Here is a 17,934-nt window from a genome sequence, read left to right as displayed (position 1 = left end):
ATGATTGATCAAATAGACTTTAATAAATTAGAAATAACACTTAGCAATACCAAGAAAAAAGCTGCCGGTCTTTCGATTATAAGGCTTTTTTTGTTTTTCGGAATCATGGCTGTTGGAATCGTGGGGCTGAGTGAGATAAGATTACTTTTGATTTTATTACCTGTATTAGTTGGTCTTTTTGTTTATTTCATCATTGAATTCAACAAGCAAAAAGATAAGGAAGCCTATCTCAAAGAGCTGATCAAAATGAATGAGGAAAGGCTTCTGAGAAAGGAAAGAAAGCTGAGTAGTTTCAATCCGGGAACAGAATTTCAAGAGAAAAGCCATCCATTTGCAAATGACCTAGATCTATTTGGAGAGCACTCACTTTATCAGCTAATCAATCATACGGTCAATAAGGGAGGGAGAGAAAAGCTTGTCGCCAAGATGAAAAGCAGCTTTAACCCCAAAAAGGCTCAAATGGAAAGTAAAAGCATTGAGGAGCTCGCAAAGAAAGATACATTTTTGCAGAGTTTCGAAGCTTTGGGTCGTGCATTTATAAAAAAGGAAAAGTCAAAAGAAGCTTTTTATGACTGGATCGGCACAGATTTGACATGGAAATCCTGGCTTTTTATTCCCATGATTCTTGGACCCCTTGGGGGCTTGGCTATGCTGATTGGTACGGTATATTTTGGAATGCCATTTGGGTGGATTGGACTTTGGATTCTTTTAGGAGGAGTATTTCTTGCAACTGTTTTCAAGCCGCTTCAAGAGGCGGCTATGCTGATGCCTAATCAAGGAGACATTAAGACATTTGCTTTTTGGTCTTCTCTTTTAGTTAAAGAACAGTTCAAAAACACGCATTTGAAAGAACTTCAGCAGGCTTTTAAAAACGAAGATATAGAAGCTCCCAAGATTTTGAAATCTTTGGAGCAGAAGACTTTTATGATACAAAATAGACTAAATCTGATGTATCTAATTTTTAATCTACTCTTTTGGACAGACTTATTTCTTTGGTGGAGATTGATTTTATGGAAAGATAAAAACGGAAAATACCTCAGTCAATGGGAAAAAAGTTTTGAAGAGTGGCAAGTATTGGTTTCTCTATCATCTTTTTCCAATGAAGAAAACCTCAGCTGTAAAGTCAATTGGCTTGATAGGGAAGAAATCCGCGTGGAAAACCTTTGCCACCCCTTATTACACCCGCAAATTGCCATAGGAAATGATTTTAAGATGAAGGACTCCAATCATATTGTACTTTTGACTGGAGCGAATATGTCTGGTAAAACCACTTTCATGCGAACTTTGGGGATCAATATGGTTTTGGCCAACCTTGGACTTAGCCCTTTTGCGAAATCTTTCGAAATGGGGAGTTTTCAACTCTTTACAAGTATGCGAAACTCCGATAATTTGGGGGAAAGTGTCAGCTCTTTTTATGCAGAATTGGCCAGAATAAAGCTTTTACTTGATACAGCTGAGTCGGGTGTGAGGGTTTTCTTTTTATTAGATGAAATCCTAAAAGGAACCAACACCAAGGATAGGATTATGGGTAGTGAAGCGCTAATCCATCAACTCTATTCGGCGGGAGGAAAAGGAATCATTTCTACCCATGATATAGAGTTGAGTGAGCTAGAAACGAAATTGAATTACCTAGTAAACAAAAGTTTTCATAGCGAAATCACCGATCAAGAAATTCATTTTGATTACACGATAAAAGATGGGCCTTGCCCAAGTTTCAATGCACATAAGTTGATGGAACTGATGGGGATCAGATTTAATGAAAATTAGTTGCTGGCATAGTACTTGATTAAGGTTATGTAAATCAATTAATTACTAAACCATCTTACTATGAATTCTTTATTATATTTAATCGCAGTTATTTTGATTATCGGGTGGATCTTAGGATTCTTCGTCTATAGCGTTGGTGGACTAATTCACATTCTTTTAGTCCTTGCAGTCATATCAGTTATACTTAGATTGATCGGTGGACAACGGATCTGATCTAAAATTCATCAATATCAAGAAGCTCCTTTTTGGAGCTTTTTTGTTTTATGCTTTTCCTTTGAGTTGTTCTGTGCTCCAAGCTACTGCGTCTTCTTGTTTTTCAAAAATTTTGTAGGGAACAGGTTGTTTTTGGATTGAAAAAATCATTTTTAGAATAGCCCTAATGGCCAAATTTGAAATCACATAAGCTGTTCCGCAACAATAGTCTTCCATCAAGTTTTTATTTTCTTTAAGCCAATCAGCTTGCATTTTTTGATGCTTCAATGAGGGTAAACTAGCTTTCGATGCATCAAAAATTATCACAAGCTTTTATTTATCCGAATAGCAAGCTTTAAGTTTTTTTAGATAATTCAAAAAATTCTCATCTGTACTTGTCTCTCCTGTAAAAGTAACTTGAATTATAGGTCTCTTTGATTGATCTATTAATGCGTATTTTTCCATAGATCAGAAACCTCACAATAAGAAAATGGTTTTAGGACATGTTCTAATTCTGCAAAAGAAAAAAAGGTGACCTGTCTTCAGATCACCTTTCAAATTTATTTGATTATTGGACTAGGCTAAATCAAAGCGATCTAGATTCATCACTTTATCCCATGCTTTCACAAAATCTTTCACGAATTTTTCTTTCGAATCATCTTGTGCATAAACTTCAGCAATCGCCCTCAATTGAGAATTTGATCCAAATACCAAGTCAACTCTTGTGCCTGTTCTCTTTACTTCACCAGTTTTGCGATCATGTGCCTCAAAAGTATCTGCCTCTTTGCGAGAAGGTGCCCAAGCCACACCGATATCAACTAAATTCACAAAGAAATCATTACTTAATGTACCAGGTCGGTTTGTGAATACTCCATGTTTGGAATTTTTGTAGTTAGCTCCTAATACACGCATACCACCAACCAAAACAGTCATCTCTGGAGCACTCAACTCAAGCAATTGAGCCTTGTCTATGAGCATCTCTTCATCTGCTACCGTAAATGCAGCTTTTCTGTAGTTTCTGAATCCATCAGCCTCTGGCTTCAACCAATCGAATGATTCAGCATCAGTTTGCTCTTCAGTAGCATCCATTCTGCCTGGAGTAAAAGGTACTGTGATATCAAATCCACCGTCTTTAGCAGCTTTTTCAATCGCAGCACAACCTCCTAAAACAATTAAATCCGCAAGTGATACTTTCTTATTTCCTGATTGCGAACTATTGAAATCACCTTGAATACCTTTTAGGACATTTAATACTTTGGCTAATTGCTCAGGCTGATTTACTTCCCAATCTTTTTGAGGAGCTAGGCGAATTCTCGCTCCATTGGCTCCACCTTTTTTATCTGATCCACGGAAAGTAGATGCAGATGACCAAGCAGTATAAACTAATTCTGATACAGTTAAACCTGAAGCAAGGATTTTCCCCTTCAAGGATGCAACATCACTGCTATCAACCAATTCATGATTTACAGCAGGGATTGGATCTTGCCAAATAAGATCTTCTGCTGGAACCTCAGAACCTATGTAACGAGATTTTGGGCCCATATCCCTGTGCGTCAATTTGAACCAGGCTCTTTTGAATGCATCGGCAAATTCCTCTGGATTTTTATGGAAATGCTCTGAAATCTTTCTGTATTCTGGATCCATTTTCATAGCCATATCTGCTGTAGACATCATGATGCCCACTTTGATATTAGAATCTTCTGCATCTGGTGCTTTGTCTTTGTCGGCGAGATTCTTTGGCGCCCACTGATGTGCACCTGCTGGACTTTTTGTCAATTCCCATTCGTATCCAAAGAGTACATCAAAATAGCTCATGTCCCAAGTAGTCGGTGTTGGCGTCCATGCACCCTCGAGTCCACTTGTAATGGTATCTCTTCCTTTACCACTTTTAAAGCTACTTATCCATCCAAAACCCATTTGTTCCATTGGTGCCGCTTCAGGCTCAGGACCTACCAATGCAGCATCTCCAGCACCATGTGTCTTTCCAAATGTATGGCCACCTGCTGTTAGAGCTACTGTTTCATAATCGTTCATCGCCATTCTCTTGAATGTCTCACGAATATCTCTTGCAGATGCTAAAGGATCAGGATTACCATCCGGGCCTTCTGGATTAACATAAATTAATCCCATTTGTACCGCTGCTAGTGGATTTTCAAGGTTGCGATCACCTGAATATCTTTTATTTCCTAACCAAGTATCTTCTGTTCCCCAATATATATCTTCCTCAGGTTGAAAAATATCTTCTCTACCACCAGAAAAACCAAAGGTTTTCAAACCCATGGACTCAATCGCTACGTTACCAGCCAAAATAAACAAGTCTGCCCAAGAAATCTTATTGCCATACTTCTGCTTAATTGGCCAAAGAAGTCTCCTTGCTTTATCCAAGTTTCCATTGTCTGGCCAACTATTTAATGGGGCAAACCTTTGATTGCCCGTTCCTGCTCCTCCTCGACCATCACCCGTCCTGTAAGTACCAGCAGCATGCCATGCCATTCTAATCATAAAGGGACCATAGTGTCCATAATCCGCAGGCCACCAGTCCTGAGATGTAGTCAAAACCTCTTCTAAATCTTTCTTTACTTGAAGCAAGTCCAATTTTTTGAATTCCTCAGCATAGTTGAAATCTTCTCCAAGTGGATTTGATTTTGGAGCATGCTGATGTAAAATATTTAAATTGAGTTGGTTTGGCCACCAGTCTTTATTCATCGTTCCTCCACTTCCTAGTTGAGTGTTTGAACCATGCATAACTGGGCATTTACCTCCGCCATTTACATTGTAGGCTGTATTGCCTGTTTCATTGATGTGATCCATATTATTTTGATTTATTGTTCGTAATGAATTTCTAATTTAATGAAAATATTTTAGTATAAAATAAAAATTTCATTGATAAAATCTATGACTCTTTCTTGTTTTATTCTTCCCTTACAATTTAACTAAAAGGCTTCACCTAATCTAGGTATTTTCAATTCAAATTGATAGGTGGTATAAGGATTTTATCTGAGGAAATAAAAATTGATCAAGCCAGTCCTATTCTCATCTAAATAACTTAGTAAGCTGTAAGAGTACCATCCCTAATCTTTTTTCCTTATTTTTGAGGGAACAAAAAACCTCGTAGTGCAACAAAATTATCAACAAAAGACTCTAGGGATACTTGGTGGTGGTCAACTAGGTAGAATGCTTATCCAATCAGCCATAAATTATAATATTGATATCCATATTTTGGATCCTGATCCCAACGCACCTTGCAAGGCTATTGCCCATAAATTCATGCGTGGATCTTTGACAGATTATGATACTGTCTATGAATTTGGTCAAAACTGCGATGTTATCACAATTGAAATAGAAAATGTGAATACAGATGCATTGGAGAAATTAGTCGAAGAAGGCAAAGAAGTCTATCCACAGCCCCAATTGATTAAATTGATTCAAGACAAAAGAGAACAAAAGCAATTCTACAAAGACAATAACATACCTACTGCGGACTTTATTCTGACGGAAAATAAAGATGATGTTATTTCAAATTTAGATTTTCTTCCAGCTGTAAATAAATTAGGGAAAGAAGGCTATGATGGCCGAGGTGTTCAAATATTGAGGTCAGCTGATGACTTAGAAAATGCTTTTGAAGCGCCAAGTTTGTTGGAGAAATTAATAGATTTCGATAAGGAGCTAGCAGTAATTGTATCTAGAAATAAAAGAGGGGACTTAGTCGCTTACCCATCAGTTGAGTGTGCTTTTCATCCTACTGCTAATTTGGTTGAGTTTTTATTTGCGCCAGCCAATGTAAGTCTTGAAATTGAGAAAAAGGCAAAAAATGTGGCCATTGAAGTTATAGAAGCATTGGATTTGATTGGAATTCTAGCGGTCGAACTTTTTGTGACTAAAGATGGAGAAATCCTCGTCAATGAAATTGCCCCAAGACCTCATAATAGTGGACATCATACTATCGAAGCCAATTTCACTTCACAGTTTGAGCAGCATCTAAGAGCGGTGATGAATATGCCTTTGGGTAATCCTGATTTGAGAATGCCTGCAGCTATGGTGAATCTACTTGGCGAAGAAGGATATACTGGAGATGCTTTAGTAGAAGGTTTAGATGAGGCCATGAAGGAAAAAGGGGTCTATGTTCACCTTTACGGGAAAAAAATCACAAAGCCTTTTAGAAAAATGGGACATGTGACCTTGTTAAATGAAGACCTTGATGTCTTAAAATCAAAAGCAAAAAAAATTAAAGAATTGATTAAAATAAAAGCATAAATAATGACCAAGCAAGTAGGAATCATCATGGGTAGTAAGTCTGACCTTCCAATTATGTCAGAAGCAGCCAAGGCCCTTGAAGAATTGGGAGTAACTTACGAATTGACTGTAGTCTCAGCACATCGTACCCCACAAAGAATGATTGATTATGCCGAATCAGCTAGAAAAAGAGGCCTCAAAGTCATCATCGCAGGTGCTGGAGGTGCAGCACATTTGCCTGGAATGGTAGCTTCGTTGACATCGCTGCCCGTAATAGGTGTACCAATACTCTCCTCAAATTCTATCGATGGATGGGATAGTATCTTATCCATTCTCCAAATGCCAGCAGGAATCCCCGTGGCAACTGTTGCTCTAAATGGTGGGAAAAATGCAGGAATTTTAGCAGCATCAATGATTGGAGCTTTTGATCCAAAAGTTGCTGAAAATATGGACAACTTCAAGAAAGATCTCAAACAAAAAGTCGAAGATTCTGCCAGAGAGCTTGAACTTAAAGGTTGGAAAGAAAGCCTTGAGGATTAGTTATTACTTTATTATCACATAATCTATCAAACCAGTAGCCAAAAAAGTGTTGTATTTTAAACCACTTGATGCACTGATAACTAATCGACTAATAACTAATAACGGTCATTTCTGAAAAATATGCATACTGTTGTCATTGCGGATAATCATCAAAAACAACATGGATTTCAATAAAATCATCAAATTCAAAATCGGAAAAGAAGATTGGGAGATGCCTTTGGGCATTTTACTTCTTCTTGGAGGAATTACATTGGCAATGATTATAGCTGGACTTTTTATGGGCTTTAAGTTTGGTGAAAACATGCAATAAATTAATCCAAAAATAATCCCCAACCATCATCATAGCGGTCAGAAGAATCAAAGCCCTTTACCCATTCTCTAAAGAGTTCTTTAAATTCAACAATCGCATCTCGGAGTAATTGCAAATGCTCTTCCGCATGTGTACCCTCCAAAGCCAATTGATAGGTCATACTCCCCAAACTTCTTGCATGAACTTTCATGATCACCGCATTCTCCATTTTTAAAATGTAGTCATCAACTCCGTGCGCTGCAGAAAATTTAGCTCCCAACAAACCCGCACTTTCCATCATCAGTGTGCCATAAAGCTCTCTCCTTGCTTCATCGAGAGAGCCGACTAATGCATGCGTTAGTTCAAAAATCTCTAATGATTTGGATCGAAGGGGATGGTTTTTCATTTTGTCTCGTTCATTTCGAAACTCTTCCGCATCCTCTTCATTAAAGTCGTTATCATCAAAATCATCCCACATGGTAAAAAACACTTATAATTTTATGAATCATTTAAAAATTTAAAATGATCATTTCACCTTCCTAGAAAGCTGAAATGATCATTGATTAATAGGTTAGAATGGCAACACATCCCCTTCATCACTTGAAAATGAAGTTACATCAGGCATTGCTGCAGAGGTGTTTTGTGACTGTCGGTTAGCTTCAGCCCCACCTTGCTTGTCTACTTTCCAAACTTTTACATCTGTGTACCACTTTCCATTGTATTCTCTACTTTCTATTTCAATTCCAGCGCTCACTTGGTCGCCTTGCTGAAGATTGAATTGGTCAATTTTATCACCCCAAACTGCCAAAGCTACTTTTTTAGGGTAATTTCCTTCTGTCTCAAGAATGTAATCTTTTTTTCTCCAAACACCATTTCTACCATTTCCGCTTTGCTCAGCCATTACCTGAACAATTTTTCCGTTGATTTCCATATATCGCTATTTTATTGTTTTCTTCTGAAAAAACGAAGGTAATAAAATCAAGCAACAAACACCATTATTAAACCCATTGTATAGAACCACGAATCGTTATTTTCCCATATTTTTAAAACAGGTTAAAGAAGAAATAAACTATAGAGTTGCAAAACATCCATACTTACTATCTTTTAAAATTTACCAAATTTAATTTCATTGAATCATGATATAACGTCTCAATTATAAGATTGAAGATCTATTTTCAAAAAGGAATGCTTCAAAAAATTTAAATCATCTATTTGGAAGAGTGTTTTTGAATCTATACATTTGGTAGCATTCGTAAATATTCTTTCATTCCCAAAAAATATAATATGGCATAAACCTCTACGTTATTTTAAAGTCAAACAGTATGAGTAAAAGGATTGGTCCTAAAGACAGTGAACTTATAACACAGTATAGAGGTGGAAGTGAGGCTGCTTTCGAGATGTTGGTAGAAAAATATCAGTCAAGAGTTTATACCACCATCTATTTGATCGTCAAAGATCAGGGAGTAGCAGAGGATTTATTGCAAGACGTATTTATCAAAGTAGTGCAAACACTCAACTCAGATAAATACAACGAAGAGGGGAAATTTCAGCCGTGGTTAATGCGAATCGCACATAATCTCGCTATTGATTATTTCAGAAAAAGTAAACGCTATCCCACCATTATTATGGAAGATGGTGCAAATTTGTTCAATACATTAAGATTTGCCGAAGAGACTGTTGAAGACCTTCAAATCAAAGAAGACACTCTGGAGCTTGTTCGCAAATTGATCGATGAACTACCTGAATCACAAAAACAGGTATTAATCATGAGGCATTACATGGATTTGAGTTTTCAGGAAATCGCAGAACAAACAGGCGTCAGTATCAATACGGCTCTTGGAAGGATGCGTTATGCCTTGATCAATATGAGAAAAAAAATGAAACAACTTAACTTTGCCTATGACAAAAATATTTACCCCAAATGACTTGGTAAGATATATCTATCAAGAAATGAGCGAGGGTGAGAATGAGCTTCTAGTGCAGGCCTTACATCAAGACGAGTCTTTGATGGAAGAATATTTAGATATGCTGAGCACGATTGAGAAGTTAGATCAAATCATTCTCCACCCATCCGAAAAAGTAGTAAATGCGATTCTAAGGAAAGCTAAATCTACAGGGCTCGAAAGAGTTTAATCCTTTTAAAAAAATGGTAAGCCTGAGTTTTTCGACTCAGGCTTTTTTTAATTTCTACGAGTATTTTCTTTCACACCTGTAACCAAAGAAAGGATTGTGCTTTAAACCAATTGATGCACTGATAACGAACCTGATAAGAACCCTTTTCTACCTTAGCGTAAATGATGATTATCCGCAAGATTATTTTTGATAAAAGCACATACCTGAATCACTATGGATAATCTCATCAATTTATTACATTTCTATTCAAAGACTATTCTATCTGAGCTTTTAAAAACACGGCTACTTTTGCAATCAAATCCTGATTGACAGCTTGAGAAAAGCCATGTCCTCCTCCTTGGATATATTCATTTAAAAAGGGGACATTTGCTTCTTCAAGCTTTTCTTCCAAAAGGTAGCTTTGTTGAATTGGAACAACATTGTCAGCTGTTCCATGAAAAAATACAGTCGGGATGCTGCTTGTTCCTATAAAGTTTACAGGACTTGAATTAGCATAGCTAGTAGGGTTGCTATTTGGAGTACCTCCTATTAAGGCTTCTATCAACGCTGTAGTAAGGAAATTAAACCCATGAAATGTTGGGAAATCCGTAGGAGGAAAAAAAGCGACGGTAGCTTTTACCAAGCCATCATTGTTGTTTTTGTAGCTATGCAATAGTGCCAAATGACCCCCAGCACTTCCCCCAGCTAATATCACATCATTACTCAAATCCCAATCATTTAATCGGGACTTGACATAGTCTAACATGTTTTGAATATCTTCTTCTTGATTAGGAAATTTATTGCTTCCTGTGGTGATGTTATATAAACGATAATTGACCGCCACAAAAGCATAATCTTCAAGTTCTGCTTCTAACCATGGCTTAAACTGTACAAACTCAGATTTATCCCCATCAGTCCAAGCTCCTCCATGTATCCAAATAAATAATTTTGTTCTATCTGAGGATCGGTTTGCAGGAAGGTAAACATCCAATATTTGTCTAGAATGATTTCCATAAGGATCATCCTTTATTTCTACTGCAACACTTGAATCCAAATTTAAAGGTGCTTCTTCTGGCTCAGAGCAAGCAACAATCAAAAAAGTAAAAATTAGAATTATTGAGACTCTTGAGAATATATTCGATATCTTTTGCATTGCTAACCTGTTTATTAATTTCAAATTAAACGATCTCCTCTCGTACTTGTTGTAATTTAATCAATCTCAAACTTCAATATCAACAGGATGGATGCTAATTTTAAAAATCAAATACAAACCAGATGCTGAAAAAGGAAAGATACAATAACTTCATCAATCATTTTGAAGAGAACATGCCGATCGCAGAAACGGAGTTGAGTTATGAAAACCCATTTCAGCTTCTTGTCGCCGTAGTGCTCAGTGCTCAGTGCACAGACAAACGTGTCAATATAGTAACCAAAACACTTTTCCAACATTTCCCTACGGCGGAACATCTAGCTGCTACGACATTTGAAGAGCTATTTCCTTATATTAGAAGCATCTCATATCCAAATAACAAAACGAAACACCTCATCGGATTGGGAAAAATGCTGGTCAATGACTTCAACAGCGAAGTTCCATCAACAGTTGAAGAATTGGTTAGACTGCCCGGAGTGGGTAGAAAAACTGCCAATGTCATCACCTCAGTAGTTTGGAATCAGCCCAACATGGCTGTGGATACGCATGTATTCCGCGTTTCCAAAAGATTAGGCTTGGTACCGCTCAATGCAAAAACCCCACTTGAAGTTGAAAAACAATTGATCAAAAATATCCCTTCACAATATGTCCACAAAGCACATCATTGGTTGATTTTGCATGGAAGGTATGTTTGCTTGGCTAGAAAACCTAAATGCGAAGAATGTACAATCACACACTTTTGCAGATTTTTCGAGAAGTCAAATAAGCTTAAAATATCGACTTCCAAAACAGAATAAATTATGTGTGGAGTCAACCTGATTATCAAGCCTGAAGGTGATGGAAAAGAAGCGATCAAACAAATGATGCTATCTACAGCGCATCGTGGGCCTGATTTTTCAGGTTCTTGCCAAATATCAGATCAGGTTTGGATGGCTGGAAATCGACTCAAAATCCTTGATCTCAGTGAAGCATCAAACCAACCTATGTGGTCAGAAGATAAAAAGGCGGTCTTGGTTTGGAACGGAGCGCTTTACAATTATCAAGATCTAAGAAACCAACTACTTGATCTGGGTTACACTTTCAAAACCAATTCAGATTCTGAGGTTTTCTTACTTTGGCTCAAGCACTTTGGTGAAAATAAAATTAGTGAACTGCATGGAATGTTTGCCTTTACGTTCGTTGACTTAGAAAAAAAGGAAGTCATTGTAGGCAGAGACCCTTCTGGGGAAAAACCACTTTATTTTTACCAAAACGATCAAAGCTGGCTTTTTTCTTCTAAAGCAAGGGGAATTAATTCGGCTTTGATTTCCAAACCTACAATCAATCAAAATCAATTTTTACCCTACTTCTATTCCAGACATAGCTTCCCTAACCAAAGCTTTTTTCTTGGAGTGCATCAAGTGCTTCCAGGAAAGGGATACGTGATAGATTTTGAGGGCAATGTTTTAAAAAACCTCAGTTGGACGCATCAAAAATTAGCAAACATCACACCCAACCAAGCTGAGTTTGAAAGCAGACTTAAGGATGCTGTCTTGAAAAATTTCCACACCGAAAGACCAATAGGAGTGATCCTCAGTGGAGGGGCTGATAGCAGCTTACTTTATCAGCTTTGGTTGGAAGAAACTGGACAGCCAATGCCGACTTTTACAGTGGCTTTTGATAAAAAGTATCAAGAAAAATATGCTGATCCAATTTATGCCAACAAACTTACCAATAGATATGAAGGATATCATCATGAAGTCCTTGTCACGCCAGAGAAAATTACGAAAAATTGGCAGGAATACATCAACACCTTGGATCAACCTATTGGCGACAGTGCAAGTATTTTGACATGGCTAGTTGCAAAGGAAGCAAAGGAAGAAGTACAGGTTTTGATCTCGGGCGCAGGTGCTGATGAGCTTTTTGCTGGTTATAACAGACATTTAGCCTTTTTGAAGTATCTCCAAAGACCAAAATTCTATGAAAATTTAAAAGGAATTGCCTCAGGCTTTCCGCTTCCAGCTTCTCTCAAAAAATTCTTCTCCGGAATTGATCAAGATCCTCGCAAGACATTCTTGAACTTCAGTTCTCTACAAAATATCCCCGAAGAGGAATTTTCAAAATTCTTAGCTTGGTATCCTAACGAGGAATCAAATTTCCAAAATGCGCTGCACTTTGACAGAACATATTACCTCATCAATGATGTGCTCAAAATCCATGACAATGCCTGCATGGCGCACGGCATCGAAGGACGAGCCCCTTACCTAGATTTTGAATTGATTCAATGGACCAAGAGCTTTTCTGAGGCATCAAGCATTGCTTTTGCTGGAAAGAAGCTGATCAAAACCGCTTTAAAAGAGCGGGGATTGAAAATGATAGCCAACAGAAAAAAAATAGGTTTTGGGCTTCCACTCAAAGAATGGTTTTCAGAAAATCTTACATTTCGAAATTGGGTCTACTCCGAAATCAAAAATATGCACGATACTTGGGGGAAATATTTCCCGCAAGCCATGCAGCCTTTAACGAAAGAACCTCAAAAAGCTCCAAAAGACCAGTTTCTATTGATTTGGAATATGTTTATCTTAGCATCATGGCTGAAAAATAAGCAATGAGAATCATCTACATCCATCAGTATTTCTTGACGCCCGAAGAAGGAGGAGCGGTTCGCTCCTACCACCTTGCCAAAGGAATGGTAGAAGCAGGAATTGCAGTGGATATGATTACCACGCATAATAAATCCTATTATGACCTGAGAATCATTAATGGAATCCATGTACATTACCTACCCGTCGCTTACAGTCAAGATTGGGGGTTTGTGAAAAGGGTAAAGTCATTTATTCATTTTGTCCACTTGGCTCAAAAGTGGGTAGCAAAATTGCCTCGTCCAGATTATTTATACATCAGCTCCACACCACTGACGACAGGATTGATAGGGCTCTGGGCCAAGCGGAAATTTGCCCTACCATACATATTTGAGGTTCGGGACCTTTGGCCTGATGCACCCATCCAAGTTGGAGCTATCAGAAATCCGATTCTGAAAAACATGCTTTATGCTCTGGAAAAGCGGATTTACAAACATGCTTTGAAATGTATTGCTCTTTCGCCAGGTATAGCCAGTGAAATCAGAAAAAGAACTGAAACACCAATTTACATAGTCCCTAACTTTGGAGACACTGCGTATTTTACGCCAGAGAAAAAAGATCCTGTATTATTAGAGAAACTCAAACTCAATGATAGTTTTACCATCCTTTATGCAGGAGCGATAGGTCAGGTCAATGCCGTAGAAGAGTTGCTTGATATTGCAAAACTCGCTATGGATAGGGGTAAAGACTATCAATTTCTTGTCATGGGAAAAGGAAGTCGATTACCCAATTTGCACCGAAAAGCAGAACAACTGGAGTTGAATAATTTCAGATTCTTTGATTTTGGCAATAAAGAAAAAGTGCGCTATTTGCTGAACCTATCAGACATGGCTTTTATTTCCTTTGACCACCTGCCAGTACTGAAAACCAACAGTCCCAATAAGTTTTTTGATGCTTTGGCAGCAGGAAAAGCTGTCCTTGTCAATCATAAAGGCTGGGTTTATGACCTTACTAAAAAATATGAACTGGGATTGTATCATAACCCAAACAAGCCAGAGCAAACACTAGACAAAATTGAAAAAATGCTTGAAGAAGAAGCCATTCTTAAAAATTATCAGCAAAATGCGCGTAATTTGGCTTTACAATTTTTCACCAAAGAATTGGCTATTAAGAGAGTTTTAGCGGTCTTGGATTCAAAGAAATTTGGAAATGAATTTACTGACGAGGTTTATATCCTGACTGCCTAAATATTTTTTCGGCATCTTCCATTTCCATTAATTCATCCAATGAAATGTCATTATTGAATCGGTAATCATCCACAATATTCCATCCAAGCCACCTACCAACTCTTCCAGGTGCATCTGGGCTGATTGCATCTGTAGCAGGAGCTTCACCGGTATATTTTCGAATCTCAAATGGATTGGTCTCGTAAAGCAAATCATTCTCTATAAAGTGTGACCAAATAAACTCCTCATTTGCAAAACAAGCCACAACTTCCTCAGAAGTATATCCAATGATAAAATCATCTGCTGTGCAAGGCAAAATACTTTTTGTAAAATGATAGGCTTTTCCATAAAAAATCATCTCTGCCAACAAGGTATTTTGCTTGGGGTCTACCTTGTTGTATTTGGAAGAAATAGCTGTCACTACCATAGGAACTATATATTCTCGATCATATCGATCTGCAATATATCTCGGCAAATCTGTCGGTTGAAATTCATGCTCTTTGGGTAAAAAATAATCTAATCCAATTACAATCATTTCATCACTGATATAAAGGTCATTACTGAACCCAGTCAGAAATGTATACACCTTCGGAATATTGAAATCAGGAAAATAATACTTGATGTAAGCAAATGCATGACTCAAATCCTGCTCTAATTGATTTAAATCAGCATAGTTTTCTTGTACCTCTGCATAAAGTTCCTGCATTAAAGTGTCCTGATTGATAAATATCAATTCTTGAGCAAGCTGCTCTTTGGATTCGTAAAGTTCTACTTCCAAGTAATCTTTGGCAAAATCAGGATATTCTTCAAGGAGAAACAAAAATTCTTCCTCAGTAGAGGCGGTATAAAATTGCTTTTCTAATCTTTCAATGGATAAGTCGATTGGAACATCAAGAATTTTTTCATCTAGCTCACATTCTTCTTGAGAATTACCACAAGATGATAGTAGAAACATGCTGCAAGATATTGTAAGAATAAAATGGAAAGATTTGGTGTTCATTATAATCAGCTATTTAATCCCAAATGTAAGAGACAAATTACATAAAGTCATAATTTTTGGTGAGGGAGGTATAATTTGCTAAACATGAAACATTTGTATCCGCTTTCTATCCATTAGCCACGTAAAATAATGTAAATACCATTTTTGTAGCTGCTGTGGATTGTTAATCGTAGACTTTCGACAATTATTCGCATGATAATACTTCAAATTTTCATATTCTAGCATAATGGCGGATAATCTCAATGTTCACCTTTATGAGGATTGCCTTAATTTCATTAATAATACAATTCATTTACAAAATGAATTCATTCATACACATTTATCTGTTTTTTTTCTGAACCTACCCAACAATCCACCAATTGCTTGGGTTTAGCTGTTGTACTTTTAATTTTAACTAAACCAACAAAAATTATGAAAAAGAACAGTTTATTCAATTGGAATCTCAAGATTACTGCGGTTGCAATTGCTTTAGGTTTCGGTCTTGTGTCTTGTGAAGAAGAAGAGCCACCTATTGTAGAAACAAACACGATTGTGGATGTAGCTTCTGGAAATGCAAGCTTCTCTACTTTGGTAGCTGCGGTGGATAGAGCAGATTTGGTGACTACTTTATCAAGCCCAGGTCCGTTCACAGTATTCGCCCCAACAAATGATGCGTTTGGTGAATTCTTAACAGCAAATAATTTAACAGCTGATCAGTTATTGGCAAACCCTGATTTAGGTGATATCTTAACTTACCACGTGGTAAGTGGTTCTGTTGGTTCAAGTGACGTTGCTCCAGGAAGAGTAAATACTGCTGCTGGTGTTCCTTTCTATGTAAGCCAAGCTCCAGACAATAGTCTTTGGATTAATGGTTCTGCACAAATTACACAAACAGATATTGCTGCTTCAAATGGTATCATTCACGTATTGGATTATGTAATTACTCCTCCAACACAAAACATTGCTGAAATTGCTACTGGTTTTGCGGGTGCTGATGCTCCAGAATTTACACAGTTAGTAGCGGCTTTAGTAAGAGCAGATCTTGTAGATGCTTTCACAGGCGGTATTGATGATAACTTGACTGTTTTCGCTCCAACTGATGCAGCATTCGAAGCATTGTATGAAGCCCTTGGTCCTGATGTAAATGGAGTCGATGATATCGATTTAGAATTATTGACAAATGTATTGTTGTATCATGTAGTTCCTGCGAGAGCATTCTCTCAAGATTTGAGACAAGATGCTTCGCTTCCTACACTTTTAGAAGGTTCGAACTTGACTGTTGATTTGGCTAACCTGCAAATCAACGATTCTGGTCTTGTTCCAAGTCTTCTTAATGTACATGCAACAAATGGAGTTATCCACGTAATTGATCAAGTATTATTACCAGGATAATTTGAGTTTTTTTATGCTCAATAATTTCTAATTGAAAACTATTACTTGGTAACTTTGGTATAAATACTGCAGCAAGTTCAAAAGTTCGTTTATTTGAGTCATGATGAAATTCCAACCCGCTTCTTTTTTCAAAAATATATTTCTGATATTGATTTTTCCAGTTGCGTTCTTAGCTTGCAACGATGTACATGATCTTCCTCCAAGCAATGAACAACTACTAATCGAAACTGCAGCTGAAAGAGAAAATTTATCTTTGTTTGTCCAAGCGATTGATCATTCAGGTTTGAGACAAGCCCTTTCTGACCAAGGACCTTTCACCATTTTTGTACCCAATGATGAAGCCTTTCTCGAAGCTTTACAGTTTTTAGGAGCTTCGTCAATTCAAAGTATTCCAAGAGAGAATCTTGCTGCCTTACTTGTATATCATGTTATTCCCGGAAGAGTTCTATCTAGTCAAATTGCATCAGGTGAGGTAGATACATTTTTGGAAAATGCAGTTCTAAATATTAGCCGAACAGGTGGAAATATTGTTTTAAATGACTCTATACAGGTTATTACAAGTAATATTGAAGCAAGGAATGGAATGATTCATGAAATTGATAGGGTTCTTTTTCCTCCATCCAATTCTATTTTAGATGTAATAGAAAACAATGGTTTCACAACCATGCTAAATGCGGTTTTAACAGCCGAAATAGATGAAGAATTAGCTATCGGAGGGCCATTTACATTTTTTGTACCTACCAACGCTGCTTTTACAAGATTCCTCAATGACAATGACTTGACAGCCTCAGAATTTTCAGCATTTCCCAATTTAGAAGATCTACTCAAAATTCATCTTTTGGAGGGTGTGCTTCCTGCATCGGGAATTGAAGCAGGAGCATATCTTTCTGCTTCAGAAGAGCCTATTTTTATCAGTCTTGCCCCAAATGGAGCGATATGGATCAATGGAAATACGAGAGTTACTTCCACCAATCTTAATGCTGATAACGGAATAGTGCATGTCATTGATTATGTCATCTCTTCTCCTCAGCAGTCTTTGTCAGAATTGATTTTAGAATTTGCAACAGCCGAATCTCCACAATTCACGTATTTGTATGCTGCTTTGGAAAAATCTGGATTAGCAGCGAGTTTGAATCGAGGTTTTGAGGATAATGTGACACTTTTCGCTCCAACAGATGAGGCTTTTGAAGCTTTATTTATTGATCTGCGCGTGACGGGAATTGAGGAAATACCTGCGGAAACACTAGAAAGAATCCTGCAATATCATTTGTCTCCACAGAGGCTTTTCTCTCAAGACTTAAGGGAAGATGCTACGCTACCTACAACACTCAGTGGACAGACGTTAAACGTAAATTTAGCTCAGCTTAACATCAATGAATCTGGCCTAATTTCAGATTTCTTGAATATTCATGGCCAAAATGGTGTCCTCCACGGAATAGACCAAGTCTTGATTCCAGAAGATTAATTTTAGTTTCACGCAGAGGCGCAAAGGC

General features: G+C 37.4%; 18 protein-coding genes. 12 read left to right on the top strand and 6 right to left on the bottom strand.

The features are described from left to right. Positions 1-1,767 carry a MutS-related protein gene (locus tag BELBA_RS04425; RefSeq protein WP_014771557.1) on the top strand — a complete coding sequence of 589 codons (1,767 nt, stop codon included), beginning with the start codon at positions 1-3 and terminating at the stop codon, positions 1,765-1,767. Between the two features lie 60 nt (positions 1,768-1,827). Continuing rightward, positions 1,828-1,980, top strand: a complete 153-nt coding sequence (locus BELBA_RS19600) for a lmo0937 family membrane protein (protein WP_014771556.1) — start codon at positions 1,828-1,830, stop codon at positions 1,978-1,980. A gap of 48 nt (positions 1,981-2,028) precedes the next feature. Here BELBA_RS19600 and BELBA_RS20070 read toward each other — a convergent pair whose 3' ends face one another. Then, entirely contained in the window at positions 2,029-2,232 is a 204-nt protein-coding gene (locus tag BELBA_RS20070) for a DUF7793 family protein (RefSeq protein ID WP_245531131.1), read from the bottom strand. 303 nt (positions 2,233-2,535) lie between these two features. After that, positions 2,536-4,770: a catalase/peroxidase HPI gene (katG, locus tag BELBA_RS04415; protein ID WP_014771555.1), complete on the bottom strand. Its 2,235-nt coding sequence runs from the start codon at positions 4,768-4,770 to the stop codon at positions 2,536-2,538. A gap of 303 nt (positions 4,771-5,073) precedes the next feature. Between katG and BELBA_RS04410 the strand changes: the two genes are divergently transcribed. The 3 genes from BELBA_RS04410 (at position 5,074) to BELBA_RS19840 (ending at position 7,042) form a co-directional block, all read left to right on the top strand. After that, positions 5,074-6,213, top strand: a complete 1,140-nt coding sequence (locus BELBA_RS04410; RefSeq protein WP_014771554.1) for a 5-(carboxyamino)imidazole ribonucleotide synthase — start codon at positions 5,074-5,076, stop codon at positions 6,211-6,213. A gap of 3 nt (positions 6,214-6,216) precedes the next feature. Then, on the top strand, positions 6,217-6,732 hold the full coding sequence (gene purE, locus BELBA_RS04405) for a 5-(carboxyamino)imidazole ribonucleotide mutase (protein ID WP_014771553.1): 516 nt from the start codon (positions 6,217-6,219) through the stop codon (positions 6,730-6,732). 160 nt (positions 6,733-6,892) lie between these two features. After that, a complete protein-coding gene (locus tag BELBA_RS19840) occupies positions 6,893-7,042 on the top strand; it encodes a hypothetical protein (protein ID WP_014771552.1) in 150 nt (49 codons plus the stop codon). A 1-nt stretch (position 7,043) separates the two neighbouring features. On the opposite strand, the gene BELBA_RS04400 is transcribed toward BELBA_RS19840, so the two are convergent. Then, positions 7,044-7,511 (bottom strand): hypothetical protein, encoded by a 468-nt coding sequence (locus BELBA_RS04400; protein ID WP_245531130.1) that lies wholly within the window; start codon positions 7,509-7,511, stop codon positions 7,044-7,046. Between the two features lie 81 nt (positions 7,512-7,592). Continuing rightward, on the bottom strand, positions 7,593-7,952 hold the full coding sequence (locus BELBA_RS04395) for a DUF3127 domain-containing protein (RefSeq protein ID WP_014771550.1): 360 nt from the start codon (positions 7,950-7,952) through the stop codon (positions 7,593-7,595). A 391-nt stretch (positions 7,953-8,343) separates the two neighbouring features. Between BELBA_RS04395 and BELBA_RS04390 the strand changes: the two genes are divergently transcribed. Both BELBA_RS04390 and BELBA_RS04385 read left to right on the top strand, forming a co-directional pair. Further along, a complete protein-coding gene (locus tag BELBA_RS04390) occupies positions 8,344-8,946 on the top strand; it encodes an RNA polymerase sigma factor (RefSeq protein WP_014771549.1) in 603 nt (200 codons plus the stop codon). Then, entirely contained in the window at positions 8,921-9,154 is a 234-nt protein-coding gene (locus tag BELBA_RS04385; protein ID WP_014771548.1) for a hypothetical protein, read from the top strand. The genes BELBA_RS04390 and BELBA_RS04385 overlap by 26 nt, the downstream gene beginning before the upstream one ends. Before the next feature lie 253 nt (positions 9,155-9,407). On the opposite strand, the gene BELBA_RS04380 is transcribed toward BELBA_RS04385, so the two are convergent. After that, a complete protein-coding gene (locus tag BELBA_RS04380; protein ID WP_280956331.1) occupies positions 9,408-10,310 on the bottom strand; it encodes an alpha/beta hydrolase in 903 nt (300 codons plus the stop codon). A 98-nt stretch (positions 10,311-10,408) separates the two neighbouring features. Here BELBA_RS04380 and nth point away from each other — a divergent pair, with 98 nt between their 5' ends. The 3 genes from nth to BELBA_RS04365 are packed head-to-tail and all read left to right on the top strand — an operon-like array spanning position 10,409 to position 14,091. After that, complete coding sequence (nth, locus tag BELBA_RS04375) at positions 10,409-11,080, top strand: endonuclease III (protein WP_014771546.1); 672 nt, start codon at positions 10,409-10,411, stop codon at positions 11,078-11,080. Positions 11,081-11,083: 3 nt separating this feature from the next. Then, on the top strand, positions 11,084-12,874 hold the full coding sequence (gene asnB, locus BELBA_RS04370) for an asparagine synthase (glutamine-hydrolyzing) (protein WP_014771545.1): 1,791 nt from the start codon (positions 11,084-11,086) through the stop codon (positions 12,872-12,874). After that, positions 12,871-14,091, top strand: coding sequence for a glycosyltransferase family 4 protein (locus BELBA_RS04365; protein ID WP_014771544.1), 1,221 nt, complete (start codon positions 12,871-12,873; stop codon positions 14,089-14,091). Before asnB ends, BELBA_RS04365 begins: the two co-directional genes overlap by 4 nt. On the opposite strand, the gene gldB is transcribed toward BELBA_RS04365, so the two are convergent. Continuing rightward, on the bottom strand, positions 14,060-15,070 hold the full coding sequence (gldB, locus tag BELBA_RS04360) for a gliding motility lipoprotein GldB (RefSeq protein WP_014771543.1): 1,011 nt from the start codon (positions 15,068-15,070) through the stop codon (positions 14,060-14,062). The genes BELBA_RS04365 and gldB overlap by 32 nt on opposite strands. Positions 15,071-15,481: 411 nt before the next feature. Between gldB and BELBA_RS04355 the strand changes: the two genes are divergently transcribed. Both BELBA_RS04355 and BELBA_RS19015 read left to right on the top strand, forming a co-directional pair. Further along, complete coding sequence (locus tag BELBA_RS04355; RefSeq protein ID WP_014771542.1) at positions 15,482-16,441, top strand: fasciclin domain-containing protein; 960 nt, start codon at positions 15,482-15,484, stop codon at positions 16,439-16,441. A 100-nt stretch (positions 16,442-16,541) separates the two neighbouring features. Further along, positions 16,542-17,906, top strand: a complete 1,365-nt coding sequence (locus tag BELBA_RS19015; protein ID WP_052307611.1) for a fasciclin domain-containing protein — start codon at positions 16,542-16,544, stop codon at positions 17,904-17,906. Positions 17,907-17,934: the final 28 nt, after the last annotated feature.

This window comes from Belliella baltica DSM 15883, from assembly GCF_000265405.1.
Taxonomy (GTDB): domain Bacteria; phylum Bacteroidota; class Bacteroidia; order Cytophagales; family Cyclobacteriaceae; genus Belliella; species Belliella baltica.
Note: the sequence above shows the minus strand (reverse complement) of the source record. Positions and strands in the feature narration are given on the sequence as shown.

Bases quoted from the DNA above. Each gene is read 5' to 3' on its own strand.
- purE (WP_014771553.1), top strand. From the start codon at position 6,217: ATGACCAAGCAAGTAGGAATCATCATGGGTAGTAAGTCTGACCTTCCA.
- BELBA_RS19600 (WP_014771556.1), top strand. From the start codon at position 1,828: ATGAATTCTTTATTATATTTAATCGCAGTTATTTTGATTATCGGGTGG.
- BELBA_RS04365 (WP_014771544.1), top strand. From the start codon at position 12,871: ATGAGAATCATCTACATCCATCAGTATTTCTTGACGCCCGAAGAAGGA.
- BELBA_RS04395 (WP_014771550.1), bottom strand. From the start codon at position 7,952: ATGGAAATCAACGGAAAAATTGTTCAGGTAATGGCTGAGCAAAGCGGA.
- katG (WP_014771555.1), bottom strand. From the start codon at position 4,770: ATGGATCACATCAATGAAACAGGCAATACAGCCTACAATGTAAATGGC.
- BELBA_RS19840 (WP_014771552.1), top strand. From the start codon at position 6,893: ATGGATTTCAATAAAATCATCAAATTCAAAATCGGAAAAGAAGATTGG.
- BELBA_RS04390 (WP_014771549.1), top strand. From the start codon at position 8,344: ATGAGTAAAAGGATTGGTCCTAAAGACAGTGAACTTATAACACAGTAT.
- BELBA_RS20070 (WP_245531131.1), bottom strand. From the start codon at position 2,232: ATGCAAGCTGATTGGCTTAAAGAAAATAAAAACTTGATGGAAGACTAT.
- BELBA_RS04425 (WP_014771557.1), top strand. From the start codon at position 1: ATGATTGATCAAATAGACTTTAATAAATTAGAAATAACACTTAGCAAT.
- nth (WP_014771546.1), top strand. From the start codon at position 10,409: ATGCTGAAAAAGGAAAGATACAATAACTTCATCAATCATTTTGAAGAG.
- gldB (WP_014771543.1), bottom strand. From the start codon at position 15,070: ATGAACACCAAATCTTTCCATTTTATTCTTACAATATCTTGCAGCATG.
- asnB (WP_014771545.1), top strand. From the start codon at position 11,084: ATGTGTGGAGTCAACCTGATTATCAAGCCTGAAGGTGATGGAAAAGAA.
- BELBA_RS04385 (WP_014771548.1), top strand. From the start codon at position 8,921: ATGACAAAAATATTTACCCCAAATGACTTGGTAAGATATATCTATCAA.
- BELBA_RS04355 (WP_014771542.1), top strand. From the start codon at position 15,482: ATGAAAAAGAACAGTTTATTCAATTGGAATCTCAAGATTACTGCGGTT.
- BELBA_RS19015 (WP_052307611.1), top strand. From the start codon at position 16,542: ATGATGAAATTCCAACCCGCTTCTTTTTTCAAAAATATATTTCTGATA.